This is a genomic window from Streptomyces echinatus (assembly GCF_014203595.1).
GTDB classification, from domain to species: Bacteria; Actinomycetota; Actinomycetes; order Streptomycetales; family Streptomycetaceae; genus Streptomyces; species Streptomyces echinatus.
This window is the reverse complement of record NZ_JACHJK010000009.1, coordinates 18646-42271: the sequence shown is the minus strand read 5'-3', so window position 1 is coordinate 42271 and position 23626 is coordinate 18646. Positions and strand designations below refer to the sequence as shown.

23 protein-coding genes and 1 tRNA gene are annotated in these 23626 nt (G+C 74.4%); 7 read left to right on the top strand and 17 right to left on the bottom strand.

What is annotated here, in order from left to right; genetic code table 11:
• Window positions 1-20: 20 nt before the first annotated feature.
• Window positions 21-704, bottom strand: a complete 684-nt coding sequence (locus FHS34_RS24470) for a Pvc16 family protein (RefSeq protein WP_184969025.1) — start codon at window positions 702-704, stop codon at window positions 21-23.
• Between the two features lie 140 nt (window positions 705-844).
• Entirely contained in the window at window positions 845-1489 is a 645-nt protein-coding gene (locus tag FHS34_RS24465) for a response regulator transcription factor (RefSeq protein ID WP_184969616.1), read from the bottom strand.
• A gap of 283 nt (window positions 1490-1772) precedes the next feature.
• On the opposite strand from FHS34_RS24465, the gene FHS34_RS24460 reads away from it, so the two are divergent.
• A complete protein-coding gene (locus FHS34_RS24460; protein WP_184969023.1) occupies window positions 1773-4592 on the top strand; it encodes a LuxR C-terminal-related transcriptional regulator in 2820 nt (939 codons plus the stop codon).
• A gap of 136 nt (window positions 4593-4728) precedes the next feature.
• Here the strand turns inward: FHS34_RS24460 and FHS34_RS24455 are convergent, their stop codons facing one another.
• The 6 genes from FHS34_RS24455 to FHS34_RS24430 all read right to left on the bottom strand — a co-directional run bounded on the left by FHS34_RS24455 (window position 4729) and on the right by FHS34_RS24430 (window position 11410).
• Entirely contained in the window at window positions 4729-5748 is a 1020-nt protein-coding gene (locus tag FHS34_RS24455) for an MASE1 domain-containing protein (RefSeq protein WP_184969021.1), read from the bottom strand.
• 162 nt (window positions 5749-5910) lie between these two features.
• On the bottom strand, window positions 5911-7242 hold the full coding sequence (locus FHS34_RS24450; RefSeq protein ID WP_184969019.1) for a PP2C family protein-serine/threonine phosphatase: 1332 nt from the start codon (window positions 7240-7242) through the stop codon (window positions 5911-5913).
• Window positions 7243-7423: 181 nt separating this feature from the next.
• Window positions 7424-7951, bottom strand: coding sequence for an NUDIX hydrolase family protein (locus FHS34_RS24445; RefSeq protein ID WP_184969614.1), 528 nt, complete (start codon window positions 7949-7951; stop codon window positions 7424-7426).
• Window positions 7952-7967: 16 nt separating this feature from the next.
• Entirely contained in the window at window positions 7968-9143 is a 1176-nt protein-coding gene (locus tag FHS34_RS24440; RefSeq protein WP_184969016.1) for an amidohydrolase family protein, read from the bottom strand.
• Window positions 9144-9145: 2 nt separating this feature from the next.
• A complete protein-coding gene (locus tag FHS34_RS24435) occupies window positions 9146-10549 on the bottom strand; it encodes a type I glutamate--ammonia ligase (protein WP_184969014.1) in 1404 nt (467 codons plus the stop codon).
• A gap of 51 nt (window positions 10550-10600) precedes the next feature.
• On the bottom strand, window positions 10601-11410 hold the full coding sequence (locus FHS34_RS24430) for an SAM-dependent methyltransferase (RefSeq protein ID WP_184969012.1): 810 nt from the start codon (window positions 11408-11410) through the stop codon (window positions 10601-10603).
• A gap of 184 nt (window positions 11411-11594) precedes the next feature.
• Between FHS34_RS24430 and FHS34_RS24425 the strand changes: the two genes are divergently transcribed.
• Complete coding sequence (locus tag FHS34_RS24425) at window positions 11595-12464, top strand: Cof-type HAD-IIB family hydrolase (RefSeq protein WP_184969010.1); 870 nt, start codon at window positions 11595-11597, stop codon at window positions 12462-12464.
• Between the two features lie 3 nt (window positions 12465-12467).
• Here FHS34_RS24425 and FHS34_RS24420 read toward each other — a convergent pair whose 3' ends face one another.
• From FHS34_RS24420 to FHS34_RS24400, 5 genes are all read right to left on the bottom strand, one after another.
• Complete coding sequence (locus FHS34_RS24420; RefSeq protein ID WP_184969008.1) at window positions 12468-13262, bottom strand: SAM-dependent methyltransferase; 795 nt, start codon at window positions 13260-13262, stop codon at window positions 12468-12470.
• A gap of 67 nt (window positions 13263-13329) precedes the next feature.
• Complete coding sequence (locus FHS34_RS24415; protein ID WP_184969006.1) at window positions 13330-13977, bottom strand: endonuclease; 648 nt, start codon at window positions 13975-13977, stop codon at window positions 13330-13332.
• 3 nt (window positions 13978-13980) lie between these two features.
• On the bottom strand, window positions 13981-14325 hold the full coding sequence (locus FHS34_RS24410) for a DUF3140 domain-containing protein (RefSeq protein WP_184969004.1): 345 nt from the start codon (window positions 14323-14325) through the stop codon (window positions 13981-13983).
• Between the two features lie 31 nt (window positions 14326-14356).
• The gene (locus FHS34_RS24405; RefSeq protein ID WP_184969003.1) at window positions 14357-14848 is read right to left on the bottom strand and encodes a Dps family protein; all 492 of its coding nucleotides are present in this window, start codon (window positions 14846-14848) and stop codon (window positions 14357-14359) included.
• Between the two features lie 84 nt (window positions 14849-14932).
• The gene (locus FHS34_RS24400) at window positions 14933-15742 is read right to left on the bottom strand and encodes an alpha/beta hydrolase (RefSeq protein WP_184969001.1); all 810 of its coding nucleotides are present in this window, start codon (window positions 15740-15742) and stop codon (window positions 14933-14935) included.
• 146 nt (window positions 15743-15888) lie between these two features.
• Here FHS34_RS24400 and FHS34_RS24395 point away from each other — a divergent pair, with 146 nt between their 5' ends.
• The 3 genes from FHS34_RS24395 (at window position 15889) to FHS34_RS24385 (ending at window position 19525) form a co-directional block, all read left to right on the top strand.
• Window positions 15889-17076: a thiolase family protein gene (locus FHS34_RS24395; RefSeq protein WP_184968999.1), complete on the top strand. Its 1188-nt coding sequence runs from the start codon at window positions 15889-15891 to the stop codon at window positions 17074-17076.
• An 88-nt stretch (window positions 17077-17164) separates the two neighbouring features.
• Window positions 17165-18679, top strand: a complete 1515-nt coding sequence (locus FHS34_RS24390) for a long-chain-fatty-acid--CoA ligase (RefSeq protein WP_184968998.1) — start codon at window positions 17165-17167, stop codon at window positions 18677-18679.
• Between the two features lie 72 nt (window positions 18680-18751).
• Window positions 18752-19525, top strand: coding sequence for a sulfite exporter TauE/SafE family protein (locus FHS34_RS24385; RefSeq protein ID WP_184968996.1), 774 nt, complete (start codon window positions 18752-18754; stop codon window positions 19523-19525).
• Here the strand turns inward: FHS34_RS24385 and FHS34_RS24380 are convergent.
• Window positions 19514-20293: an HAD-IIA family hydrolase gene (locus FHS34_RS24380; RefSeq protein ID WP_184969612.1), complete on the bottom strand. Its 780-nt coding sequence runs from the start codon at window positions 20291-20293 to the stop codon at window positions 19514-19516. The genes FHS34_RS24385 and FHS34_RS24380 overlap by 12 nt on opposite strands.
• 339 nt (window positions 20294-20632) lie before the next feature.
• Here FHS34_RS24380 and FHS34_RS24375 point away from each other — a divergent pair, with 339 nt between their 5' ends.
• Window positions 20633-21379, top strand: coding sequence for a cobalt-precorrin-6A reductase (locus FHS34_RS24375; protein ID WP_184968994.1), 747 nt, complete (start codon window positions 20633-20635; stop codon window positions 21377-21379).
• Window positions 21380-21497: 118 nt separating this feature from the next.
• Here the strand turns inward: FHS34_RS24375 and cobF are convergent, their stop codons facing one another.
• The gene (gene cobF / locus FHS34_RS24370) at window positions 21498-22271 is read right to left on the bottom strand and encodes a precorrin-6A synthase (deacetylating) (RefSeq protein WP_184968992.1); all 774 of its coding nucleotides are present in this window, start codon (window positions 22269-22271) and stop codon (window positions 21498-21500) included.
• A 70-nt stretch (window positions 22272-22341) separates the two neighbouring features.
• On the bottom strand, window positions 22342-22848 hold the full coding sequence (locus FHS34_RS24365) for a DUF309 domain-containing protein (protein ID WP_184968990.1): 507 nt from the start codon (window positions 22846-22848) through the stop codon (window positions 22342-22344).
• Between the two features lie 105 nt (window positions 22849-22953).
• Between FHS34_RS24365 and FHS34_RS24360 the strand changes: the two genes are divergently transcribed.
• Window positions 22954-23030 (top strand) — tRNA-Pro (locus FHS34_RS24360).
• 108 nt (window positions 23031-23138) lie between these two features.
• Here the strand turns inward: FHS34_RS24360 and FHS34_RS24355 are convergent.
• Entirely contained in the window at window positions 23139-23564 is a 426-nt protein-coding gene (locus FHS34_RS24355) for an SgcJ/EcaC family oxidoreductase (protein ID WP_184969610.1), read from the bottom strand.
• Window positions 23565-23626 lie beyond the last annotated feature (62 nt).

Below are 23626 nucleotides of genomic sequence, written 5' to 3'. Positions count from 1 at the left end.
CGTCGGCGCGGTGGGTTCCGTCACGACCCGCCGCCCGTGCTCCGGCGCCGCAGGGCGTCCTTCCGGGCCTCCCGGGCCGCCGCCACCTGCCGCGGCCGGTGCGCGCGCTCCCCGTCCGCCCGGCCGGAGCCGTCCATGTCGCGGACCCGGACCACCGCGCCCTCGGTGACCGGGGGACCGGCGTCGTACTCCGGGTAGGCCGGGAACGGGGCGGTGACCACGAGGTCGAGGGACGGCTTGAGCTCACCGCCCAGCGCCGACCAGATCTCCGCGAGCGAACGCGACTCCGTCTGGATCCCGGCCACCGACAACGGCACCGCCATGCCCAGCTCGCCGAGCGCGCCCGGCAGTTCCGAGGGCGGCAGCAGCTCGCGCGGGATCAGCGTCGCCAGTACGGCGGACAGCAGCCGGTGTTCGTCCTGCGGCTGCTTGGTCCAGGCGGTCAGCAGGTACGACAGCCGGAACCAGCGGGGCGGCTGACGGCGTTTCACCACGACGTCCCGTTCGTCGACGACGGGCAGCTGGCCGCGCTGGCGGCGGTGCACGTCCTCCCGGATGTCGTACAGATAGGCGTTCACGACGGGCCCGTTGCGCCGGGCCGCCCAGTCACGGGTGGGGGCCTCGAAGGTGACGTCGATGCCGGAGCCGGCCAGGGCGCCGCCGCTGAGAAGGGCCTTGAGGACCTCGTCCACCTCGTGGATCACCGTCGCGCTCCCGCCCCGCCGTGCCTGCTGCCGATCCCGTCCGATCCTGCCGTGCCCCCGCCGGTCCCCGCGAGCGTGCCGGGGGACGGCCGGCGGGCAGGAACTGTTGCCCCCAGGGGCGGTCCGGACTGCCCCTCCGGTCAGATGTAACCTTCCTGGAAGGCGTACGCCACCGCATGGGCGCGGTTGCGCAGGTGCAGCCGGGTGGTCAGCCCGTGCACGACGTTCTTGACGGTGCGTTCGGAATAGGACAGCTTTCGCGCGATCTCCCCCGTGTCGAACCCCTCGGCGACCAGCCGCAGCACGTCCACCTCACGGGGCGTCAGTCCCGCCGGTCCGGCTCCGGCCCGGCCCGAGGCACTGCGGTGCAGCGTGCCCACCTGGTTGATGAGCCGGCCCAGCAGATCGGCGGGCAGGTCGCCGTCCCCGCGGGCCGCCGCCAGGACGGCCTGCGTCAGACGGTGCGCGGTCGCCTCGTGGCGCCACAGGATGGCCCCCACACCGCACTCGATCACGTCCAGCAGCTCGGCCTCCCGCAGCGAGCGCACCACGAGCACCGCCCGCGCGCCCTCGCCGCGCACCAGGCGGCGCAGCCGGGCCAGCGCGTCCTCCTCCAGCACGTCGTCGACGATCAGCGCCACCGTGCCCGGACCGCTCTCCTCGCGCAGCTCGATCTCGGGGAACCGGCGCAGCTGTCCGTGCACGCCCTCGCGCAGGATCGGGTCGGAGGCGTACACGGCCACCCGGGTCCGCGCCACGGGTTCCGTGCCGGTCCGGGTGGTCATCGATGAGCTGGGCACGTGTCTCCCCCATGTCCACGAGCCTGCCGCCTTCGACGACCGCCGGCAGGCGGGTGCTCCCACCCTCCGGTCGCGGCCCGGCCCCGCGCAATCGTGGACCACCACGGCCACCACCACGAGAACACCCGTAAGGCAACCACGAGCGCACCGCCGCGAAGGTTGCCCTGAAAGCGGAAATTCGCCGACGTGGGATGTGTCACGACACCTCCACCCCGCCCCGATCGTCCTCGACGGTGCGGCAACCACGTCCGAACCGAGGAGGCAGGACATGTCCGGACCACAGGACGTATGGCCGGGGACGCACCGTGAGGCGGTCGCGACGCTGGCCGCCGGCGTGGCGCGCGCCCGCTCGTACGCCGGCGGCCTGGTGCTGTTGCGCGGCGCCACCGGCACCGGGCGCACCACCGTGCTGGAGTCGGCCATCCAGGACGCGTCAGAGCACGGCACGCGCGTCCTGCGGGCCCGCTGCGCACCCGGTGACGGTGGCGCCCCCTTCGCGGCCGTGCTGCAGTTAACCGGGCCCGCCACGGGCACCGAAGCGGCCGGTACGGAGCGCGAACAGGCCGGACTGCTCTGGCGGGCGCTGCTGCGGCAGGCGGAGCGGACCCCGCTGCTGATCGCCGTGGACGACGTCCACCTCGCCGACGCCCCCTCCCACCGCTGGCTGGTGGAGACGGCCCGGCACGTGGACCGGCTCCGGCTCCCCGTGCTGCTGGCCGTCACCGAACGCAGCCAGTACGACATCGATCCGCCCGCCCCGGGATTCGCGCACGGCCTGTCACCCGCCCTGGTCCGCGCGCACACCCTGGCACCGCTCACCCCCGCCGACGCCGGCGCCCTGGTGCGCGAGCGCTTCCCCGGCGCGCCCGGGACCTGGGCCGACGACTGCGCCCGGGCCGGTGCGGGGAGCCCGCTGCTGCTGCGTGCCCTCCTGGACGACCTCGGCGGTCCCGGACCGCACGACGCCCTCCCGCACACCGTCGCGGCCCTCTATGCCGGCAACTACGCGGCGGCCGTGGCCTGGTGGCTGGACAGCGCCGGCTCCGGCACGGCCGAGGTCGCCCGGGTGCTCGCCGCCCTGGACGCCGAGCGGCACGGCGCGGGCCCGGCCGGACCGCCCGGCGGCCCGCTCGTCGACCTCGCGGTCCTGCTCGCCGAGCTCACCGGGACCGACCGGGCCCGGGTGTCCGGCTGGCTCACCGCGATGACCGGCCTCGGCCTGCTCCGGGCCGGCCCGGACGGCCGCCACCGCTATGCCCACCCGCTGCTGCGCGACGCGGTGCTCGCAGGGGTGCCCGAGTCCCGGCGCCGCGCCGCCCACCGGGGCGCCGCCGAACTCATGCTGCGCCGCGGCGCGTCCACCGAGGCGATGGCCGGCCAGCTGCTGAACTCCGGCCCGGTGGGCGCGGCCTGGGCGTCGAGCGTGCTGCACGACGCCGCTTCCCACGCCGTCCGGGAAGGCAGGGTGGCCGAGGCCGTACCGCTGCTGCGCAGGGCGCTCGACGAGCCGCTGCCCGACCACCGCAGACAGCGACTGCTGACGGAACTGGGGTCCCTGGAGGCCGCCGACCGGGGTGCCGCGGCCGCCGTCCCCAGGCTCACCGAGGCCCTGGGCCTGCCGGCCGCGCCGCGGGAGCGGGTACGGGCCGCCGTCGCCCTCGGCACCGCGCTGGCCGCACGCGGCAGGATCGGCGGCGCCGTGGAGGTGCTGACCGCCGTCGACGAGCAGCTCGCCGGTGACCGGCCGGACCTGTCCGGGGTGCTGCGCAGCGCCTCCGCGCTGCTGGCCGAGCGCGACCCGGCGGTCCGCCGGGACGTGTACCGGCGGCTGTCGGCCGCCGCGGAGCGCTCGCCCGAGCTGCTCGGTCCGGCCACCCGGGCCGTCCTGGTCCGGTACGCGGCGACCGCCGGGCTCACCTCGGCCCAGGAGGCCATGCGGCGGCTCCGCCTGCTGCTGGCCGAACCCTCCGACCCGCTTACGGAACCGTTTCTGCTGGGGACGGCCGCGGCGGTCGCGCAGTGGGCCGACGAGCTGGACGAGGCGGAACGGCTGGTGGAGCGGGGCCTGGCCGGGCAGCGCTCCGACCTGCTGCACCCGATGCACGACGCGCTCCTCAACACCCGCGCCGACATCGCCGCCGCCCGGGGGAGCCACGGCTGGCTGCCCGCCGAACCCCCGCTCCGCCCGGACGGGGGACCCGGGAACATACAGGCCCACGTGCTGCTCGGGCTGGTCGGCCAGAACCGGACCGCCGAGGCGCGGCGGCTGGCCGGCGCCTTCAGTCTGCACGCGGCGACGGACTCCTGGGAGCTGAACCGGTTCCTCTACGCGCGAGGAGTGCAGCGGGCCGCCGACGGCGACACCGCCGGAGCCCTGCACGACTTCCTGGAGTGCGGGCGCCGCCAGCTGGCCCGCGAGGTCCGCAGCCCGGTCGTCACCCCGTGGCGGTCCGCCGCCGCGGAGTGCCGGCTCGCCCTCGGCGCGCCCGGCGAGGCGATCACCCTGGCCGAGGAGGAACTGCGCCTCGCCCGTGTCTGGGACACCCCCCGCACGGTCGGCCGGGCGCTGCGGGCGCTCGGCACCGCCACCGGGGGCCGCCGCGGCCTGGAACTCACCGAACGGGCCGTACGGCTGTTGCGGGACGCGCCCGAGGGCGCCGGCGCGGAACTGGCGCACGCGCTGCTGGCACAGGGCCGGGCGCTGATCGCGGCCGGTGAGCGCGCCCAGGCCCGGGACCGTCTCCGGGAGGCCGCCGCGGTGGCAGAGCGCGCGGGGGCGCTGCGCCTGCGCGGCCTCGCCGAGGAGGCCCTGCGGGCCGGCGGCGCCCGGCGGACGGCCGCCGTCCGGACCGGTTCGGGTTCCCTGACCGGCAGCGAACTGCGGATCGCCCGACTGGCCGCGGACGGGCGCACCAACACGGAGATCGCGGAGCTGCTGCACCTCGCCCGGCGCACCGTGGAGACCCACCTCACCAGCACCTACAAGAAGCTGGGCATCCGGCGGCGCGGCGAACTGCGCCGCGCGCTGACCAAGGACGACGCCATGCCGCCCGGCCTGCCCGCGCGCCACGACCGGATGCCGTGCTGACCCGGGAGACGGCGGCGGCAGCCGATGGGGTGTGGCTCGGTGTGAACGGCGGCGGCCTGTGAGGCGGGGCCGGCCGGGGAGGCGCGGGACCGTGGGCCCCGGCCGGATGCGCGGCGGGGCGGAGGGCGCCGGTGTCTCAGGGGCGGGGAGTCGGGCCCTGCCGTGTCTGTTCCTGTTCCTCGCTCTCCTGGGCGGGGAGCATCGGCTGTCTGTCCCCCGTGCTGATCCTGGCCGCCATCCCGGCGAGCTGACGGCACGCGCGCGCGATCTCCCGCTCGGTCCGGTTCCGCTCGCTGATGACCGCCGAGAGAAGCAGCGCGGTCAGTGCGGCGGACGCGTTGAACGCCTGCAGCGTGATCATCTTGGTCAGCAGGTCGTGTCCGGCGAACGGCCCCGATCCCCGGATGGCGGAGACGATGGCGAAGGTCGACACGGCCAGCGCGCAGGGCGCGGCTCCCGCCAGCCGGAAGCGGAACGAGGCCCAGATCAGCAGCGGGAAGCCGAGGAACAGCAGGGGCGTCCTGCCGGTCTCCACCAGGCCGATGCAGGCGGTGGCCGCCATGAGCAGCAGCGCCTCCAGCCACCGGGACGGCGGGACGTGCCTCGGCCACCGCGCCGAGCGGAGGACGAGCAGCACCGGCGTGACCACCAGCACGCCCATCGCGTCGCCGGTCCACCAGACCGACCACGTGGGCCAGAAGCCGTTCGTGTTCAGCGCGCCGGCCAGCAGGAGGGTCCCGCTGCCCGTCGTCGCGCTGATCAGCATTCCGGTGAACGCGCCGAGGAAGATCAGGGCGAGCGCGTCCCGCAGCCGGTCCAGTTCGACACGGAACCCGGTACGGCGCAGCAGCAGGTACGAGCAGACGGGTGCCAGGGTGTTCCCCGCGGTGATCGCGAGCACGCCCGGGAGGGACGGTCCCAGCCCGACGTTGGCCAGGAACGCGCCGAGCGCGACACCTGGCCAGACCCGCGGTCCGCACAGCAGCAGGCCGGCCAGCGCGATACCGCTCGGCGGCCACAGCGGGGTGACCTGCCCGCGCACCAGCTGCTGGAGCAGCCCGGCCCGGGCGGAGGCGGTGTAGAGCGCCGCGAGGACGCAGATCTGGAGGGCGGCCAGGCCGCCCCGCCGCAGCCGTTCGTGCCGGGCGTCAGTCATCGGGCGACCTCCGTCTCGACATCGCCCCGTAGCCCATCATCCGCCGGTTCCCGTGGATCCTCCACGGGATCGCCGCGCGCGGGCGGTTGCCCCGCAGGTGGGACCGGCCGTCCCGGCACCGGCCACGGGAGGCGCGGTCCGGCGGGCCCGGGGCGCGGGAGGTCAGACGGACGGAGTGCGCAGGGCGAGGATGGCCATGTCGTCGTGGCCGTCGCTCGGGTGCCGGTCGGCCAGCGTCCGCACGAAGTCCGGCAGGGACAGGGAGGCGTGCGCCGCGGCCAGCTCGGCGAGCTGGTTCAGGCTCTCGTCGATGGAGTGGCCGGGATGCTCGATCAGCCCGTCGGTGAAGAAGACCACGGTGGCGTCCGGGGGCAGCGGGCGGGAGTGGTCCGGGCGGGGCTGGGCGGTGTCGACGCCGAGCGGCAGACCGGGCTCGGCGAGCAGGTAGGCCGCACGGCGGTCATGGGTGATCACCAGGGGCGGGACGTGCCCCGCCGTGCTCCAGAGCAGCCGCCAGCCCGCCCCCTCCGGCTCGATGCGGGCCAGGGTGGTGGTCGTGACGGGATTGTCGGTGACGGTCTCCAGCGCCCGGTCGAGCTGGGTGAGGACCGCCCCGGGCGGCCGGGTCTGGTCCAGCAGCAGGGCGCGCAGCATGTTGCGGGTGGCGGCCATGGCGGCCGCGGCCTGCAGATCGTGGCCGACCACGTCACCGATGACGACCGCGACCACATGGTCGGGCAGCAGGACCGCGTCGTACCAGTCCCCGCCGAGCCGGCTGGGCTCGGCGGCGGGCCGGTAGATGGCGGCGGCGGTGAACGGCCGCAGGTCGGGCAGGGTGGGCAGCAGCAGCCGCTGGAACTGCTCGGCCCCGACCCGCACCCGCTCGAACAGGCGGACGTTCTCGATCGCGATGCCGGCGGCGCTGGCCAGGGCGACGACGACGTTCTCGTCGTGCAGGTCGAAGGGCAGGCCGTCGAGCCGCTCGGAGAGGTAGAGGTCGCCGTAGATCTCCCCGCGCACGGTGATGGCGACGCCCAGCAGGGTGCGCATCCGCGGATGGCCCGACGGGAACCCGGCGGAGGACGGATGGGCGGGAATGTCGTCCACCCGCAGCGGTTCGGGGTAGTGGATCAGATGGCCCAGGAGCCCCAGACCGCGAGGCAGGCCGGAACCGGACAGGTCGTTGCGCTCCTGTTCGGACAGTCCGGCCGAGATGAACTGCTCCAGGCGCTCGCCCGACTCATTGAGCACCCCCAGCGCCCCGTAGTGGGCGCCGACCAGGTCCATGGCGGTGGTCACGATGCGGCGGAGCACCGCGGGCAGCTCCACCTCACGGCTGATGGCCACCACCGCGTCCAGCAGACCCTGCAACCGGTCCATGGAGGACAGCAGGGAACGCAGCTGCTCGTCGATCCGGCCCAGCTCGGACCGCAGGCGCACGTGCAGGTCGGGGAGGGGCTGCCGGGGTGGCCTCCCCTCCCTCGCCCCGGACATCAGCGCGCTCCCGGGATCCCGCGCGTCCGACGCCCCGGGGACCGGGCCGGGTCCGCCCGCAGGTCACGGCGGATCCGCGCGGAGAGGCCCTCGGTCGAGTCGCGCATGGCGGCCTCCTGACACGACCCCCCGTCGACTGTGCCGTCTTCGATTGTGGCATCGGCGCCCGCCGCGTCCCAGCTCAGAGAGCCAGGCCCACATGCGCGAGGGCCTGCTTCAGCAGTACCCCGTGTCCGCCCGGCATCTCACCCTGCACGGCCGCGGAGGCGGCCTCCTGGGGGCTGAACCAGACCAGGTCCAGCGCGTCCTGCCGGGGCCGGCAGTCACCGGTCACGGGCACGATGTAGGCGAGGGAGACCGCGTGCTGGCGCGGGTCGTGGTACGGCGTGACGCCCGCCGTCGGGAAGTACTCCGCCACCGTGAACGGCTGGAGGGAGGCGGGCACCCGGGGCAGCGCCACCGGGCCGAGGTCCTTCTCCAGGTGGCGCAGCAGCGCGTCGCGGACGCGCTCGTGGTGCAGCACACGGCCGGAGACCAGGGTCCGGCTCACCGTGCCCTCCGGACCGATGCGCAGCAGCAGTCCGATGCTGGTGACTTCACCGCTGTCGTCCACACGCACGGGCACGGCCTCGACGTACAGGATCGGCATCCGGGCCCTGGCCATTTCCAGTTCATCCGTGGTCAGCCAGCCGGGCGTGGTCTCGGTCATGTCAGACATTGCTTGATCATACTTTCCGTGCGGGGCGCCCGCTGGGATCGCGGGCCGGTTCGGATACAAGCGGTCCGTACACCCGGCGGGCGTTGTCGCGGCCCGTCCAGGCCGCGATCCGCAGGGCGTCGGCCAGGCTCAGCTCGTCGGCGTCCACCCGGTCCTGCAGGAGGTCGGCGAGCCCCTGCCGGAAGCACAGGGCGCCCAGGTGGTGGAACTCGGCCACACCGTAGGCGTCGGAGCTGTACAGCAGTTTGCGGAACGGGGTGATCTCCAGGGCCTCCTCCAGCACCGCCCGGCAGCGGGCCGGGCCGGTGTAGTGCAGGGCGAGACCGACGTCCAGGTACACCTGCTCGAACACCGTGGCCAGATAGGCGGCCTGGCGGTGGTACGGCCAGCAGTGCAGCAGGAGCACCGGGATGGTGCCGGCGGTCCGGTGCAGCCAGTCGGTGAGCAGGGCGGGGTCGGCCCGGTGCAGCGTCACGTCCGCGTCGCCGAAGCCGGTGTGCAGCTGCAGCGGCAGGCCCAGATCGACGGCGGTCCACAGCAGGTGCCGTACCAGCACCGGGTCGGTGAGCCGGCCGCCCCGCGCCAGCCAGTGCCGGGCCGCCCGTGTCACCTCGGCGTCCGCGGGGCGCTCCGGGGCGAGGGCGAAGCCGGTCCGGTAGGCCGCGACCGACTTCACCGCCACCACGTCCGGGCGGCGTACGGCCTCCTCGGCGGCGGTGCGCAGGACGGCCGCGTACTCGCCCGCCTCCACGCCCCGCGCCGCCACCGCCTCGGCGAGCTGCTCCAGCCGTACGACCTCGCGCGCGGCGGCGCCGGCCGCGGCCGCCAGCTCGGCGGGGGTGGTGAGCGGGTGCGGCGCGTAGCCGGTGTCCACGCAGAACACCTCGGCTCCGGAGGCCGTCAGGAAGCGGCGGTGGACCTCCTGCCAGCCGAGTGCCGAGCGCCGGGCCAGGTAGTCGGCGGGCGGGGCGTGCCGGGGGAGGTCCAGCAGGGGCGCGCAGTGCCGGCGCACGGCGACGCCGACGGGACTGTCGAAGGGGGAGACGCCGGGCCAGGCCGCGCCCTCGGTGATCAGGGACTCGAACCGTCCGGCGTCCAGGTCCGCCGTCACCGCGCCGTGGCAGTGGTGGTCCACCAGCGGCAGCGCGGCGAGGACCTCGTGGACCGCTCCCGGTGCGGCCATGGTCAGTACACCCAGCGGTAGGCCGCCGCCACCTGCACGGGCCCGAGCCCCTCGACGGCCGCCGCCTCGCCGAGCCGTACGGCGGTCACCGCGTCGGCGAGGACCGGGCCCAGCGCCTCCCGCAGCACCTCGTCCGCGCGGAACTCCTCGACGGCCTGCGGCAGCGACCGCGGCAGCCGCCGGACACCCAGGGCCGCCGCCTCGCCGGGGCCGTACCGGGCGGGGTCGCCGGTGATCTCGTCGGGCAGCGGGCGGGCCGACGCGACGCCGTCGAGCCCGGCGGCGATCACACAGCCCAGGGCCAGATACGGGTTGGCGGCCAGGTCGACGGGTTTGACCTCCAGGTTGGCGTCCTCGTGGTGGCGGCCCGTCGTGCCGGTGACGATCCGCACGGCGGCCTCGCGGGTCTCCCGGCCCCAGGCGGTGAACACGCCCGCCCACTGGGAGGGCTGCAGGCGGAGATAGCTGGCGGGACTCGGCGCGGTCACCGCCGTCAGCCCGGGCAGGTGGGCGAGGAGCCCGGCCACGAACGACTCCGCCTCGGCCGTCATGCCGTACCGGCCGTCGCCGCCCGCGTGCAGGTTCACCCCCTCGCGCCAGCAGGACAGGTGCAGATGACCGCCGTTGCCGACCCCCTCGGGGAGGTAGGCGGGTGCGAAGGAGACCCGCAGCCGGTGGCGCCGGGCCACCGCGCGGATCGTCTGCCGCACCAGCACGCTGCGGTCGGCGGCCGCCACCGGGTCCAGCGCGCCCACCGAGACCTCGAACTGTCCGGGCGCGTACTCGGGATGGATCTGGTCGACGTCCACGCCCTGGGCCGCGAGCGCGGCCAGCAGATCGGCGGTGTAGTCGCTCAGCTCGACCTGGCGGACCGCGCCGTACGCCGGCCCGGAGGCCGCCGGGACGAACTCCCCGGCGGGCGCCGAGTCGAGTCCGGCGGCCCACTCGATCTCGACCGCCGCCTTGAAGGCGATGCCGTGGCGCTCGGCGGCGTCCGCGACGGTCCGGCGCAGGAAGGTCCGGGCGCAGCCGGGGTGCCGCGCGCCCTCCTGCGTGATCCGGTCCACGGGCGCCCAGGCCCAGCCGGGCTGGCCGGCCAGCGGGACGAGGTGGTCGAGGTCCGGGTAGAGCCTGAGGTCGCCGTCCGGGGAGCCGAGGACGTCGGTGGTGACCACGGAGTCGTCGGCGAGGAACGTGTCGAACACCGGCGACATGCCGACGCCCCAGGCCACGGCCGACTCCAGCCGGGCCGTCGGGACGGCCTTGACCCGGCCGACGCCCGACGTGTCCACGTAGGCCAGGACGATGCCGTGCACACCCTGCGCGGCCAGATCCGCGGTGAGGGCCGCGACCCGCCTCAGGTCGTCGGGGCGTCCGCCGGGCTCGGGGTCGGCAAGGGTGGTCATGCGTCCTCCTCGACGGACTCGGCCCCGGCCGGGCCGGGGGCCGGGACGGGGTCAGGGTTTCACGGCCACCGCGGCGTACTGCGGTACGACGTCGGCATCCGGCTCGGCGCGCCACCGCGAGCACGGCACCAGACCCGGCTCGACCGGCTCCAGACCGTCGAGGAACTCGGCGATCTCGGGGCGGCCGCGCGCGGTGATCGGCGGGGTGGCGTTGGCGTTCCAGAACTCCATCGCGGCCCTGTTGCCCGCGCCGCCCACCTCGGCGTCGAAGGTCGGGTGGGTGAGCACCAGATGGCTGCCGGAGGGGACCGCCGCCATGAGCCGCCGCACGATGTCCCGGGCCTCGCCGGTGTCCAGCACGAAGTTGAGGATGCCCAGCATCAGCACCGCGACCGGCCGGTCCAGGTCGAGGGTCCGGGCGGCGCCCCGGACGATCTCGTCCGGCTCGCGCACGTCGGCGTCGATGTAGTCGGTGACGCCCTCGGGCGAGCCGGTGAGCAGCGAACGGGCGTGCACCAGCACGATCGGGTCGTTGTCGACGTACACGGTCCGCGACCCGGGCGCGACCCGCTGGGCGATCTCGTGGGTGTTGTCGCCCGTCGGCAGTCCGCTGCCGATGTCGAGGAACTGGCGGATCCCGCGCTCGGCGGCCAGGAAGCGCACCGCCCTGGCCAGGAAGTCCCGGTCCGCCCGGGCCACCGCCCGGATCACCGGGAACATCCCGGCGACCCGGTCGCCCACCCGCCGGTCGACCTCGTAGTTGTCCTTGCCGCCGATCCAGTGGTTCCAGACCCGCGCGTTGTGCGCCACGGAGGTGTTCGGCCTCGCCGGGCCGGTCGCCGGGGAATCGCCCTCGCTCACGTCGCCGCCCTTCCGTGTGCGGTCCTCCGCCGTCATTGTGCCGCCGCTTGATCGCCCTGTCCCGGGAACGGCGCGGTGTGACGGTCCGGGCACCCGTCGGGTCCCCGTGGCGGGTACGGGACACTGGACCACCCGGGCCCGTCTCGGGCCGCCCCCGTATCCCGACCCCGGCCGGAAGAAGGACATGCCCGCCACGCCCGCGCCCCTCCTCGACACCCCCGCCCAGCCCGCCGGCTCCGCCGACATCCGGCTGATCGTCACCGACATGGACGGCACCCTGCTGGACGACACCCAGCGGATACCCGACGGCCTGTGGCCGATGCTCGCCGAACTGCGCCGCCGCGGAGTGCTGTTCAGCCCGGCGAGCGGCCGCCAGTACGCGACCCTGGCCCGGCAGTTCGCCGAGGTCGCCGAGGGCATGGTGTTCATCGCGGAGAACGGCACGTACGTCGTGCGCGACGGTGTGGAGCTGAGCTCCGACCCGCTGGAACGTTCCGTCGCCGCGGACCTCGCCCGGACGGTACGGCGGCTGGTCGCGGACGGCGCCGACGTGGGCGCCGTGGTGTGCGGCAAGCGGTCGGCGTACGTCGAGCGGACCGACGAGGCGTTCCTTGCGGAGGTGCGCAAGTACTACGTCGAGCACCGGATCGTCGAGGACGTCACCGCCGTCGAGGACGACGTGATCAAGGTGGCGCTGTTCGACTTCGGCTCCGCCGAGCACACCACCGCCCCGGCCCTGGAGGCGTTCACGGCCACCCACCGGGTCGTGGTCTCCGGCGAGCACTGGGTCGACGTCATGAACCGCACCGCCGACAAGGGCGCCGCCCTGCGCGGCCTCCAGCGCGAGCTGGGCATCACGCCCGCGCAGACCATGGTGTTCGGCGACTACCTCAACGACCTGGAGATGCTGGACGCGGCCGAGTGGTCCTTCGCCATGTCCAACGCCCACCCCGAGGTGCTCCGCCGGGCCCGTCACATCGCCCCGTCCAACAACGACCACGGCGTGCCGCGGACCGTCGCCCGGGTGCTCGGCATCACTCTCCCGGGTCGGTGACCGTCAGCCGACGAGGCCCACGCCTCCGTACAGCGAGACCGGCCCGTCGGCCGGCCGCTCCTCGGGACGCCAGTCCGCGACCGGCACGATGCCCGGCTCCAGCAGGTCCAGTCCCCGGAAGAACGCGCCCACTTCGGCGTGCGAGCGGGCCACCAGTGTCACGCCGCCCGCCGCGTACATGGCAATGCCCTTCCGCACGTTCTCCGGTTCGAAGTCGGCGGTCATGGTCGACAGCACCAGGGCGCTGCCCGGCGCCAGCGCGTCGACCAGCGTGGTGACCATGCGGTGGGCGCCGTCCTCGTCGGCGACGAAGTGCAGCAGGGCGACGAGGGAGAGGGCCACCGGGCGGTCCAGGTCCAGCACTTGGGCGGCCTGTTCGAGGATGGAGCGCGGGTCGCGGGCGTCGGCCTGCACATACTCCGTCACGCCCTCGGGGGTGCCGCGCAGCAGCGCGTTCGCGTGGGCCAGCACGATGGGGTCGTTGTCGACGTAGACCACGCGCGCGTCGGGTGCCACGGACTGGGCGACCTGGTGCAGGTTGGGCTCGGTCGGTATGCCGGTGCCGATGTCGAGGAACTGCCGGATACCCGTCTCCGCCAGGGCCCGGGTGGTCCGGCGCATGAACGCCCGGTTGGCGCGGGCGGCCTTCGGGGCGCCCCCGTCGATCGCCGCGATCCGCCGGCCCAGTTCCTCGTCGACCGGGTAGTTGTCCTTCCCGCCGAGGAACCAGTCGTACACCCGGGCCGGATGCGGCCGGGTGGTGTCGATGTCCCGCGTGTCCGGCCCGGTCCCCGCCACGTGCCGCTCCTCCGTACCTCCGGCCCCGGTGGTCGTCCCGGGACGTGCGGGGAGCAGTCTGACACGATCACGCGGCGCGGCGCAGACAGTCCTCGGCCACCTCCTTGTCCAGTGCCGCCCGCACCAACGCGGCGGCCAGCACCGCCGGTTGGGTGCTCCCGGCCAGGGCGGCCAGCTTCTCGGGGTCCTTCGGCAGGCCGAGCCGCCCGGCGCCGGACAGCGCCTTGCCGTCGAGGTAGGGGGCGACGTCCGGCCACACCCGCTGTGCCTCGCGCAGGAAGATGTCGGCGCCGGCCGGCCCGATGCCCGGCTCCTCCCGCAGCAGCCGGGCGAGCTCGCCGAGGTCGCCCTCGGCCTCGCGGTGCAGCCGGCGCAGATCGCCGCCCCAGCGCTCGGTCAGCAGCTCGGCGCCGTCGCCGAGCTGGGTGGCGGTCCGCTCGTCGTAACGGCGGTAGCCGCCCCGGCCGAGCGCGTCCACCCGCCGCTGCCAGCCGGCCTCGGTCATCCGGCGGGGGCTGTCCAGGTGGTCCTCGTGCAGGGCGCGGGCGGCGGCCACCGCCACCGAGGCCCGGATCCGGGCGCTCAGCAGCAGGGACAGCACCAGGAGCCGGTACAGCGGCTGCGGGGTGTCCTTCAGGCGGATGCCCGCCTCCTCGGCGTACGTCCGCCCGTACTCGGACACCAGCTCGTGCACGACCCGTTCGTCGCGGTTCATGGCCTACGGCTTGAGCGGGTCGTGGCCCATGGTCATCAGCCGGTGCCGGCGGCGGGTGTCCTCCGGCGTGCTCTCCGGCTCGGGCTCGTTCTCCATGTCGACCAGGTCACCGACCGTGTCGACGACCTTGTACATGACGCGGACGTCGTCGTCGGTGAGGTCGGTGCGGCGCTTCTGCAGGATCGCGAGGACGTGCTGCCCGGTGGGCGTGCCCGCCTGCTCCGGCAGCGGTTCCGAATCCTCGGCGGCGTCCCGGACCTTCAGCCAGGCCGCGAGTTCCGCCGAGGTCATGTTCACCACGCGGTGGAAGTCCTCCCAGAGCGCGTCGAGTTCCAGGGCGTCGGCCATGGGTTCTTCCCTTCCGTGCGAGGGTGGTGTGCTAGCTGGACGCGCCGTCGCGGGGGTGGTTCTCGGCCTGGAACATCCAGCGCTGCTTCTCCAGCTCGGCCGTGATGGTGATCAGCAGGTCCTGGGTGACCGGGTCGGCCTTCTCGGTCGCCTCGATCCGCTCGCGCAGCCGGCCGACGGCCGTGCCCAGGGCCGACACCATCAGCTCCACCACCTCGGTGTCGCGGAGCCAGCCGTCCTTGGTGCCGGGCAGCGCGAAGGTCGCGGCGATGGTCTCCGGCCGGCCGTCCGGAGACACGCCCAGCGCGGCGGCGCGCTCGGCCACGGTGTCGGAGTGGTCGCGGGCCGTGGCGACCACCTCGTCCAGCTGGAGGTGGATCGACCGGAACCGCGGACCCACGACGTTCCAGTGCGCCTGCTTGCCGACCAGTGACAGGCCCAGCAGGTCGACCAGGGTCTCCTGCAGGGCGGTCCCGGTGACGCCGAGCGCCTCCTCGGGCAGCGTGCTCCTGACCACGGTCATGGTGTGCGGGTCCCCTTTCGTCGGATGTCTGCGGTCATGTCCGCAAGGGCGGGTGCCCCCTGCATGGAGGGGCAAACCGGCAGATCAGCGGGGCAGTACCCGGTCCAGGAAGCGGAGCACCTCCGCGTGCGCCCGCGCCCTGTCCGTCTCGTGGAAGACCTCGTGCCGCGCCCCGGGGAAGATCCGCTCGGTCAGCCGGCCGCCGCTCAGCCGCTCCACGCCGGTCCGGCTCCCGGGCAGCGGCACCAGCCGGTCGTCGTCGCCGTGCAGCCACAGCAGCGGCAGCCCGCCGACGTCACCGCCCTCGGCCACGGTTCCCAGGGTCCGCGTGAACGCCTCCAGCGTCGGCCGTTTCATGGGCCCGTGCCACACCAGCGGATCGGCGGCGTACGCCGCGCCCACGGCCGGGTCCCGGGAGAGCGCGGCGGGGCTGACCGGGATGTCCGGGATCTCCTCGTGGGCCAGCAGCCGCCCGGGCAGCTCCCAGTCGCCGATCACCGGGCCGGACAGGATCAGCGCGGTCAGCTCGTCGCCGTACCGCTGGGCGTAGCGGGCCGCGATCAGTCCGCCCATGGAGTGCCCGACGAGGACCAGCGGCAGGCCGGGGTGCGCGGCCCGGGCCAGTTCCGCCACCGCGTGCACGTCCGTGACCACGTCCTCGAAGTCCTCGATCAGCACCCGTTCCCCGGCCGACCGGCCGTGGCCGGCGTGGTCGGGCCCGTACACGGCCGCCCCGTGCCCGGTGAGCACGGCGGCCAGCTCCCCGTACCGGCCGATGTGCTCGCCGTACCCGTGCACCAGCAGGGCCAGCAGGCGGGGTTCCGGGCTGGGCCACTCGCGTACCGCGAGGGCTCCGTGCGTGCCGTCGAGGACGTGCTCACGGACGTGGTGCATGTCTCCTCCGCTGCCTCGGTGAAGGTCCCGGAGGATCTTCCCAGCGGGGCGGTCCGAGGTCTATAGTCCAAAACTAGCAGTGCTAATTAACTATTGCTGCTCAGGTCCGTGCTGATCCACAGCGTCGTAGGTCAGGAGTCCCAGCCGTGCGTCCCGTTCATTTCGCGACCGCCCGCCGCACCCCCATCGGGAAGCTGCGCGGGGCCCTCTCCTCCGTCCGCCCCGACGACCTGGCCGCGACCGTGATCCGCCGGCTGGTGGCCGACGTGCCCGCGCTCGACCCGGCCCGGATCGACGACGTCTACTGGGGCGCCGCCAACCAGGCCGGCGAGGACAACCGCAACGTCGCCCGCATGGCCGCCCTGCTCGCCGGACTGCCCGAATCCGTGCCCGGCGCCACCGTCAACCGGCTGTGCGCCTCCGGGCTCGAAGCGGTCACCGCCGCCGCCCGGACCATCGCCGCGGGCGAGGCCGACATCGTGATCGCCGGCGGCTCCGAGTCGATGAGCCGCGCCCCCTTCGTGCTGCCCCGCCCCGACGAGGCCCTGCCGCACCGCATCGAGACCCACGACACCCGGCTCGGCTGGCGGCTGGTCAACCCCGCCATGAAGGAGCTGCACGGCCTGCTGTCCATGGGGGAGACCGCCGAGGAGGTCGCCGCCCGCCACGGCGTCTCCCGCGCCCGCCAGGACGAGTTCGCGCTGCGCAGCCACCAGCTCGCCGCCGCCGCACGCAAGAACGGACACTTCGACGACGAACTCCTGCCCGTCGAGCGGGCGGACGGCGTCGTGGTCGAGGAGGACGAGTGCGTCCGTGAGGACACCTCGCTGGAGAAGCTGTCCCGGCTGAGGCCGGTCTTCCGCGCCGACGGCACCGTCACCGCCGGGAACGCCTCACCCATGAACGACGGGGCGGCCGGCCTGCTGCTCGTCAGCGAAGAGGCCCTGAACGAACTGGGCCTGGAGTCCCTCGGCCGGTACGTCGCGGGCGCCTCCGCCGGCGTCCACCCCGACGTGATGGGCCTCGGCCCGGTCCCCGCCACCCGCAAGGTGCTGGCCCGGACCGGCTGGGCGATCGGCGACCTGCAGGAGGCCGAGTTCAACGAGGCGTTCGCCGCCCAGGCACTGGCCTGCGTCGACCAGCTCGGCATCGACCCGGACCTGGTGAACCCCACCGGCGGCGCCATCGCCCTCGGTCACCCGCTCGGCTGCTCGGGCGCCCGCATCCTCACCACCCTGCTGCACCGGATGCGGCGCACGGGCGCGGCGCGCGGACTCGCGACCATGTGTGTGGGAGTGGGGCAGGGGACGGCCGTGCTCGTCGAGCGCCACTGAGGCCTGTTCAACGGGGGTTCCCCGCACGGAAGACTTCGCGCGGGCATTCGGCACCACGAGCCGCAGCAAGGAAACGGAGCAGCACTCCATGGCAACCCTGTCCGTCGCCGCCATCCTCGCCGAGAACGCCCGGCGCCGTCCCGGCAGGACCGCCCTCGTCGAAGGCGATCTGCGGCTCACCTTCGCCGAGGCGTGGCAGCGAGCGCTGGCCCAGGCGGGCGCGCTCACCGGCCTCGGCGTACGGCCGGGTGACCGGGTCGCCCTCATGGCACCCAACACCGCCGAGTTCCCGCTCGCCTACTACGCGATCGCCGCGGCGGGCGGTGTCGTCGTCCCCGTGCACCTGCTGCTGTCGGCCGGTGAGGTCGAGCACGTGCTCAGGGACAGCGGTGCGACCCTGCTCCTCGTCCACCCGGCCCAGGCCGGCACCGGACGGGCCGCCGCCGACGCCCTGGGCGTCCGGGCCGTCACCCTCGCCGCGGAGTTCGACAAGCTCGCGGCGGACGCCGAGCCCCTGCCCTCCTACGTCACCCGCACCGCCGACGACCCGGCGGTGATCTTCTACACCAGCGGCACGACCGGTGTCCCCAAGGGCGCCGTCCTCAGCCACTTCAACCTCGTGATGAACGCGACCGTCAACGCCTTCGACGCCAACGACATCCGCGCCGACGACATCGCCCTCGGCGCGCTGCCGCTGTTCCACGCCTTCGGGCAGACGGTGTCGCTCAACTCCACCTGGCGGGCCGGCGCCACGCTCGTGCTGCTGCCGCGCTTCGACGCGGCCCGTGCGATCGAGCTGATGGTGCGGGAGGGCGTGAACACCTTCCACGGCGTGCCGACCATGTTCGTCGCCCTCGCCGCGGCGGCCGCCGACGCCGCCCGGCTCCCCGGACTGCGTGTGTGCGTCTCCGGCGGCGCCTCGCTCCCGGTCGCCGTGCTGGAGCGGTTCGAGGCCGCGTTCGGGGCGCAGATCTACGAGGGCTACGGGCTGTCGGAGACCTCGCCGACCGCGACCGTCAACCAGCCGGTGTTCGGCACGAAGGCCGGCACCATCGGCCACCCGCTGTGGGGCATCGACGTGGAGATCGCCCGCGCCGAGGTGGAGGGCCGGATCGAGCTGCTGCCGCCCGGCGAGCTGGGCGAGGTCGTCGTCCGGGGCCACAACGTCTTCTCCGGCTACCTCGGCCGCCCCGAGGCCACCGCCGAGGCCCTGGTGGACGGCTGGTTCCGCACCGGCGACCTCGGCACCAAGGACGACGAGGGATTCCTGCGCATCGTCGACCGCAAGAAGGACGTCATCATCCGCGGCGGCTACAACGTCTACCCGAGGGAGGTCGAGGAGGTCCTGATGCGCCACCCGGGTATCGCCCAGGTCGCCGTCATCGGCCTGCCCGACGAACTGCACGGCGAGGAGGTGTGCGCCGTCGTGGTCCCGGCGCAGGGCGGCGCCCCCGACGCCGCCGCCGTCACCGAGTGGTCCAGGGAACACCTCGGCCGGCACAAGTACCCGCGGCGCGTGGAGTTCACGGACGCGATGCCGCTGGGGCCCAGCATGAAGGTGCTGAAGCGGGAACTCAGGGCACGGTACGCGGACCCGGCATAGCGGCCGGCAGTGATCACCTGGCGAGACGCTCCTTACGCCGGAGGCTTGTCCGGACATAGCATCGGTTCCCGCATGAACACGATGACACTCTGGCACCTGTCCGGCTGGGAGTTCGCCGCGCTCGCCTTCGCGGCCCTGCTGGTCGGCTTCTCCAAGACGGCCGTCAGCGGGGCCAACACGGTCAGCCTCGCGATCTTCGCGGCGGTCCTGCCCGCCCGCGCCTCCACCGGCGTACTGCTGCCCGTCCTGATCGCCGGGGACGTGCTCGCCGTCCTCACCTACCGGCGGCACGCGCACTGGCCCACGCTGTGGCGGCTGTTCCCGGCGGTGGCGGTGGGTGTGGTGGCCGGCACCCTGTTCCTGGTGTGGGCCGACGACGGGATCGTCCGGACCTCGATCGGGGCGATCCTGCTGCTGATGGCCGGGGTGACGGTGTGGCGCCGGCGGACGGCCGAGACCCCCGGGGCGCCGGACGCCGTGACGACCCGGGCGGGCCGGGTGAAGGCCCGCTCGTACGGCGTGCTCGGCGGCTTCACGACGATGGTCGCCAACGCGGGCGGGCCGGTGATGTCGCTGTACCTGCTGTCCGCGGGCTTCCGGAAGCTCGGCTTCCTTGGCACCTCCGCGTTCTTCTTCCTCATCGTGAACGTCTCGAAGGTGCCGTTCAGCGCGGGACTCGGCCTGATCGACGGGAACTCGCTGCTCCTCGACGCCGCGCTCGTGGTGTTCGTCGTGCCCGGCGCGTTGTTCGGCAAATGGGCTGTGAACAGGATCAACCAGCGGCTCTTCGAGCAACTCGTGATCGCGGCCACGATCGTGGGCGGCGTCCAGCTGCTACTGCGCTAGCCCCAGCAGCCCCGGGACGTCCGCGAAGGAGTCCACGACGTGGTCCGGGGTGCCACCGGCGTTCCGTTGCGTCTCCGGCCGGTACTTGCCCGTCTTCACCAGCACCCCCGTGAGCCCGGCCCGCTGCGCGGCGAGCACGTCCGACTCGATGTCGTCACCGACCATCAGCGCCCGCTCCGCGCCCACCCCCACGCGGGCCAGCGCGGCCTCGAAGAACGCCCGGGACGGCTTGCCCGTGACCTCCGCCTCCACCCGCGCCGCCTGCTCCAGCCCCACCAGGAAGGCCCCGGAGTCCAGTTGCAGTCCGTCGTCGGTGCGCCAGTACAGGTTGCGGTGCATGGCGACCAGCCGCGCACCGCGCTGCAGCTCGCCGAAGGCACGGTTGAGCGCCGCGTAGTCGAACCCCGGGCCGGCCCCGCCGACCAGGACCACGTCGGCACCCTCCTCGACCAGGACGAGGTCACCCAGGTCCGCCCCGATGTCCCCGCAGTTGAGCAGCGCGCAGCGGGCGCCGGGGAAGTGCTCGGCGAGATGGGCGGCGGTGACGGCGGGCGCGGTCAGCACGTCCTCGGCGTCCACCGGGAAACCCGCCCCCGACAGCGTCTCGGCGATCGACGCCCGGGTCCGGGAGGTCGTGTTGGTCACCAGGGCCACCCCGAGCCCGCCCGCACGCAGGGCGCGCAGCGCCTCCACCGCACCGGGCAGCGGCTTCCAGGAGACGGTGAGGACCCCGTCGATGTCGATCAGGACGGCACGCACGGACGCCATGGACTCCATGGCCCGACCGTAGCGATCCGCGGACACCGGGGCGACCGGGGCGACCGGGGGCGGACCGCGGCGCTCCGGAGGAACCAGTGCGGCGGGACGGACCCTGGCGCCCTGGGCGGGTCTCGGCGACCGGGAGGGGCCTTGGTGCCCCGGGGCGGATCGGGGCGACGGGGAGGGGCCGTGGTGTCCGGGGGCGGATCGGGGCGTCCGGGAAGAGCCTCGGTGTCCAGGGCAGGCCGTGGTGTCCGGGACACGGTGCGGCGAGCGGTCCGCAGTGGCCTGGGCGCCGGACCGGACCGGACGCCGGACGGGCGCGGGCGACCTCGTAGGCTCACCCCCATGCCCGCGCACGTGCTGATCCTCGGCGGCACCACCGAGGCCCGCCGCCTCGCCGACGATCTCGCCGCCCGGCCCGGGGTCCGGGTCACCACCTCCCTGGCGGGCCGCGTCGCGCGGCCGGGAGCGGTGGCGGGCGAGGTACGGATCGGCGGCTTCGGCGGGGCGCAGGGGCTGGCCGACTGGCTGCGCACGCACGACGTGGACGCCCTGGTCGACGCCACCCACCCGTTCGCCGAGACCATCACGGCCAACGCGGCCCGGGCGGCGGCGGCCACCGGGGTGCCCGCGGTGGTGCTGCGCCGACCCGGCTGGCGGCGGGCCCCGGGAGACCAGTGGTACGACGTCCCCTCCCTGGCCGGGGCCGCCGAAGCGCTGCCCGGGCTCGGCCGCCGGGTGTTCCTCAGCACCGGACGCCTGGGCCTCGCCGCCTTCGCCCACCTGGCGGACCTGCACTTCGTCGTACGGTCGGTCGACCCGCCCGGGCCGCCCCTGCCGCCGGACACCGAACTGGTCCTCGCGCGCGGCCCCTTCACCGTCGCCGACGAGACGCGGCTGCTCCGCGCCCACCGCATCGAGGTGCTGGTGACCAAGGACAGCGGAGGCGAGGCCACGGCCGCGAAACTGACCGCGGCGCGGGACCTCGGCCTGCCCGTCGTCGTCGTACGCCGTCCTCCGCTGCCGCGGGGCGTGACGGCCGTGCCCGACGCGGCGGGCGTACTGCACCGGCTCGGCCTCGGCCCGGCATGAGGACCGGCGCCCGGAGCCGGGCGGCCGGCGTCACCCCCGGCCCCGGCGGCGTGCCGGCCGACGCACTCGCGCGGTCAGCCGGGGGCCGGCCTGCCGGGGCCGGGCGCGCGGTGCCCCGTCAGGCGTCGCCCGGGTTCCTGCGCAGCAGGTACGTGTCCATGATCCAGCCCTTGCGTTCCCGTGCCTCGGCCCGCAGCCGCTCGATGCGCGGGCCGGCCTCGGCGATCGGCCCGGAGACGAGGATCTCGTCCGGCGTGCCGATGTAGGCGCCCCAGTAGATGTCCATGTCCTCCTCGGCGTACCGCCGGAAGGTCTGCTGGGCGTCGAGCATCACGACCACGTCGTCCACCCCCTCCGGGAAGCCTTCGGCCAGCCGCCGCCCGGTGGTGATCTGCACCGGCCGGGCGACCCGGTTCAGTCCCGTGCGGTGCCGGGCGACCAGCGCGGAGACGCTGCTGACGCCGGGCACCACGTCGTACGTGAACTCCACCGCGCCCCGCTCCAGCACCTCCTCCAGGATTCCCAGCGTGCTGTCGTACAGCGCCGGGTCGCCCCACACGAGGAAGGCGCCGGTGCCGTCCTCGGCCAGCTCCTCGGCGATCAGCCGCGCGTAGATCCCGGCGCGGGCGCTGCGCCAGTCGCCGACGGCCGGCGAATAGGCCGCACCGCCCGCCTTGCGGTCCCGCTCCGGATCCCGGGCCTCCACCACCCGGTACGACCCCGCCGGCAGGTGCGTGTCCAGCATGTCCCGGCGGAGCCGGGTGAGGTCGTCCTTCACCTCGCCCTTGCCGAGCAGGAAGAACACGTCCGTGCCCCGCATGGCCCTGACCGCCTGCAGGGTCAGCTGGTCGGGGTCGCCCGCGCCGATACCGATGACATGAATCTTTCGCACGCGCCGAGTCTGCCGCATGCCCCTGCCGGCCTGCCCACCGCCTCCGCCCGCCCGGCGACGGTGCGTCCCGTCAGGGGCCCAGCCGGGGTGCCTCGGCGCGGGCGTCCACCGCCGCCGGGGTCCGTTCCACGCGCCCCGCCAGCTCCCGTGCCCACCGGCAGAGCCCGGCCAGGTCCAGCCCGTAGGGCCGGTCCTCGCCCCGATCGCTCTCCCACCCCTCGACGGCTCCCGCGCCGCGCCGCAGCAGCCGGGCCCCGCCGACGGCGTTCCCCCGGGCCGCGTGGGTGAGCCCCACCGCCAGCTGCGCCAGGCCACGCCACAGCGCGCGCTCGTCCTCGGGCCCCGACTTCCAGGCGTCCTCGAACACCTCGTGCGCGTGGAACGGCCGCCCCGCCGCCAGCAGCGCCTGCGCCTGCGCCACCGTCTCCCGCGGCGCGCGCAGGACCCCCTCCGGCTGCCGGGGGACGCCCTGCGCACCGTACGGAAGGGGGCGCCCCAGCCCGTCCCGGGGCCGTGCGCTCCGGGCCCGCCCGGACTCGTCCCGGTCCCTGGCATCCGATGCGCCCGCGTTCGTCATACCGCCGATTGTCCCTCGCGCCGTCCGGGCCTTCTTCGTTGCACCCCCGGGCGTGGGGTAAAGTGCTGTTCGCACGATCACGCGGGACACCGCGGGTGAGCGCAACGGGACGTGGCGCAGCTTGGTAGCGCACTTGACTGGGGGTCAAGGGGTCGCAGGTTCAAATCCTGTCGTCCCGACCATGCTTTTCGCAGGTCGGAGGCCGTTCTCTCAAGAGTGGGAGGACGGCCTTCCGTGCGTCCGGGGGCGATCACGATCAGTGATCAGCCGAGGCCGTGATGCGCACGACACTAGTCGCGGTGGACAGCGGTGTTCTGGCAGGCCGTGAGCAGCCAGCGGCCGTCCGCCTGCTTCGTCATGACGTACAGCGGGGTGCCCTCGTCGCCCACGCCCTCGGCCGGGTGGTAGACCTGGGAGACCTTGACGGCGGCCACGTCGGGGCGGAGGAACTGCACGTGGGTGACCTCGTACGTGACGTCCCCGTCCCAGGAGGCGTCCGGGAGCACCTTCCAGGTGAACTCGGAGATGGCGTCCCGGCCGATCAGGACCTTGCCGTGGGCCGTGGTCCACAGGGCCTCCGGGTGGAAGTGGGCGAGGAAGGCGGCCGGGTCCTTGGCCTGCTGGGACGCCTGCACGGAGGCGACCACCTGCTTGATGGCCTCGATGTCGGCGAGCTGCACCGCGTCCGCGTTCGATGTCGTCGTCATGTGGATCATCATGTGACCTCAACCGCGCTTGAGGTCAACCCCTCCCCTTGCATGCGCATGTGACGCTTCCC

Bases quoted from the DNA above. Each gene is read 5' to 3' on its own strand.
- FHS34_RS24400 (WP_184969001.1), bottom strand. From the start codon at position 15,742: ATGCACCACGTCCGTGAGCACGTCCTCGACGGCACGCACGGAGCCCTC.
- FHS34_RS24440 (WP_184969016.1), bottom strand. From the start codon at position 9,143: ATGGCCGCACCGGGAGCGGTCCACGAGGTCCTCGCCGCGCTGCCGCTG.
- FHS34_RS24410 (WP_184969004.1), bottom strand. From the start codon at position 14,325: ATGGCCGACGCCCTGGAACTCGACGCGCTCTGGGAGGACTTCCACCGC.
- FHS34_RS24425 (WP_184969010.1), top strand. From the start codon at position 11,595: ATGCCCGCCACGCCCGCGCCCCTCCTCGACACCCCCGCCCAGCCCGCC.
- FHS34_RS24455 (WP_184969021.1), bottom strand. From the start codon at position 5,748: ATGACTGACGCCCGGCACGAACGGCTGCGGCGGGGCGGCCTGGCCGCC.
- FHS34_RS24460 (WP_184969023.1), top strand. From the start codon at position 1,773: ATGTCCGGACCACAGGACGTATGGCCGGGGACGCACCGTGAGGCGGTC.
- FHS34_RS24445 (WP_184969614.1), bottom strand. From the start codon at position 7,951: ATGACCGAGACCACGCCCGGCTGGCTGACCACGGATGAACTGGAAATG.
- FHS34_RS24385 (WP_184968996.1), top strand. From the start codon at position 18,752: ATGAACACGATGACACTCTGGCACCTGTCCGGCTGGGAGTTCGCCGCG.
- FHS34_RS24390 (WP_184968998.1), top strand. From the start codon at position 17,165: ATGGCAACCCTGTCCGTCGCCGCCATCCTCGCCGAGAACGCCCGGCGC.
- FHS34_RS24435 (WP_184969014.1), bottom strand. From the start codon at position 10,549: ATGACCACCCTTGCCGACCCCGAGCCCGGCGGACGCCCCGACGACCTG.
- FHS34_RS24355 (WP_184969610.1), bottom strand. From the start codon at position 23,564: ATGATCCACATGACGACGACATCGAACGCGGACGCGGTGCAGCTCGCC.
- FHS34_RS24450 (WP_184969019.1), bottom strand. From the start codon at position 7,242: ATGTCCGGGGCGAGGGAGGGGAGGCCACCCCGGCAGCCCCTCCCCGAC.
- FHS34_RS24380 (WP_184969612.1), bottom strand. From the start codon at position 20,293: ATGGCGTCCGTGCGTGCCGTCCTGATCGACATCGACGGGGTCCTCACC.
- FHS34_RS24415 (WP_184969006.1), bottom strand. From the start codon at position 13,977: ATGAACCGCGACGAACGGGTCGTGCACGAGCTGGTGTCCGAGTACGGG.
- FHS34_RS24465 (WP_184969616.1), bottom strand. From the start codon at position 1,489: ATGACCACCCGGACCGGCACGGAACCCGTGGCGCGGACCCGGGTGGCC.
- FHS34_RS24375 (WP_184968994.1), top strand. From the start codon at position 20,633: ATGCCCGCGCACGTGCTGATCCTCGGCGGCACCACCGAGGCCCGCCGC.
- FHS34_RS24365 (WP_184968990.1), bottom strand. From the start codon at position 22,848: ATGACGAACGCGGGCGCATCGGATGCCAGGGACCGGGACGAGTCCGGG.
- FHS34_RS24405 (WP_184969003.1), bottom strand. From the start codon at position 14,848: ATGACCGTGGTCAGGAGCACGCTGCCCGAGGAGGCGCTCGGCGTCACC.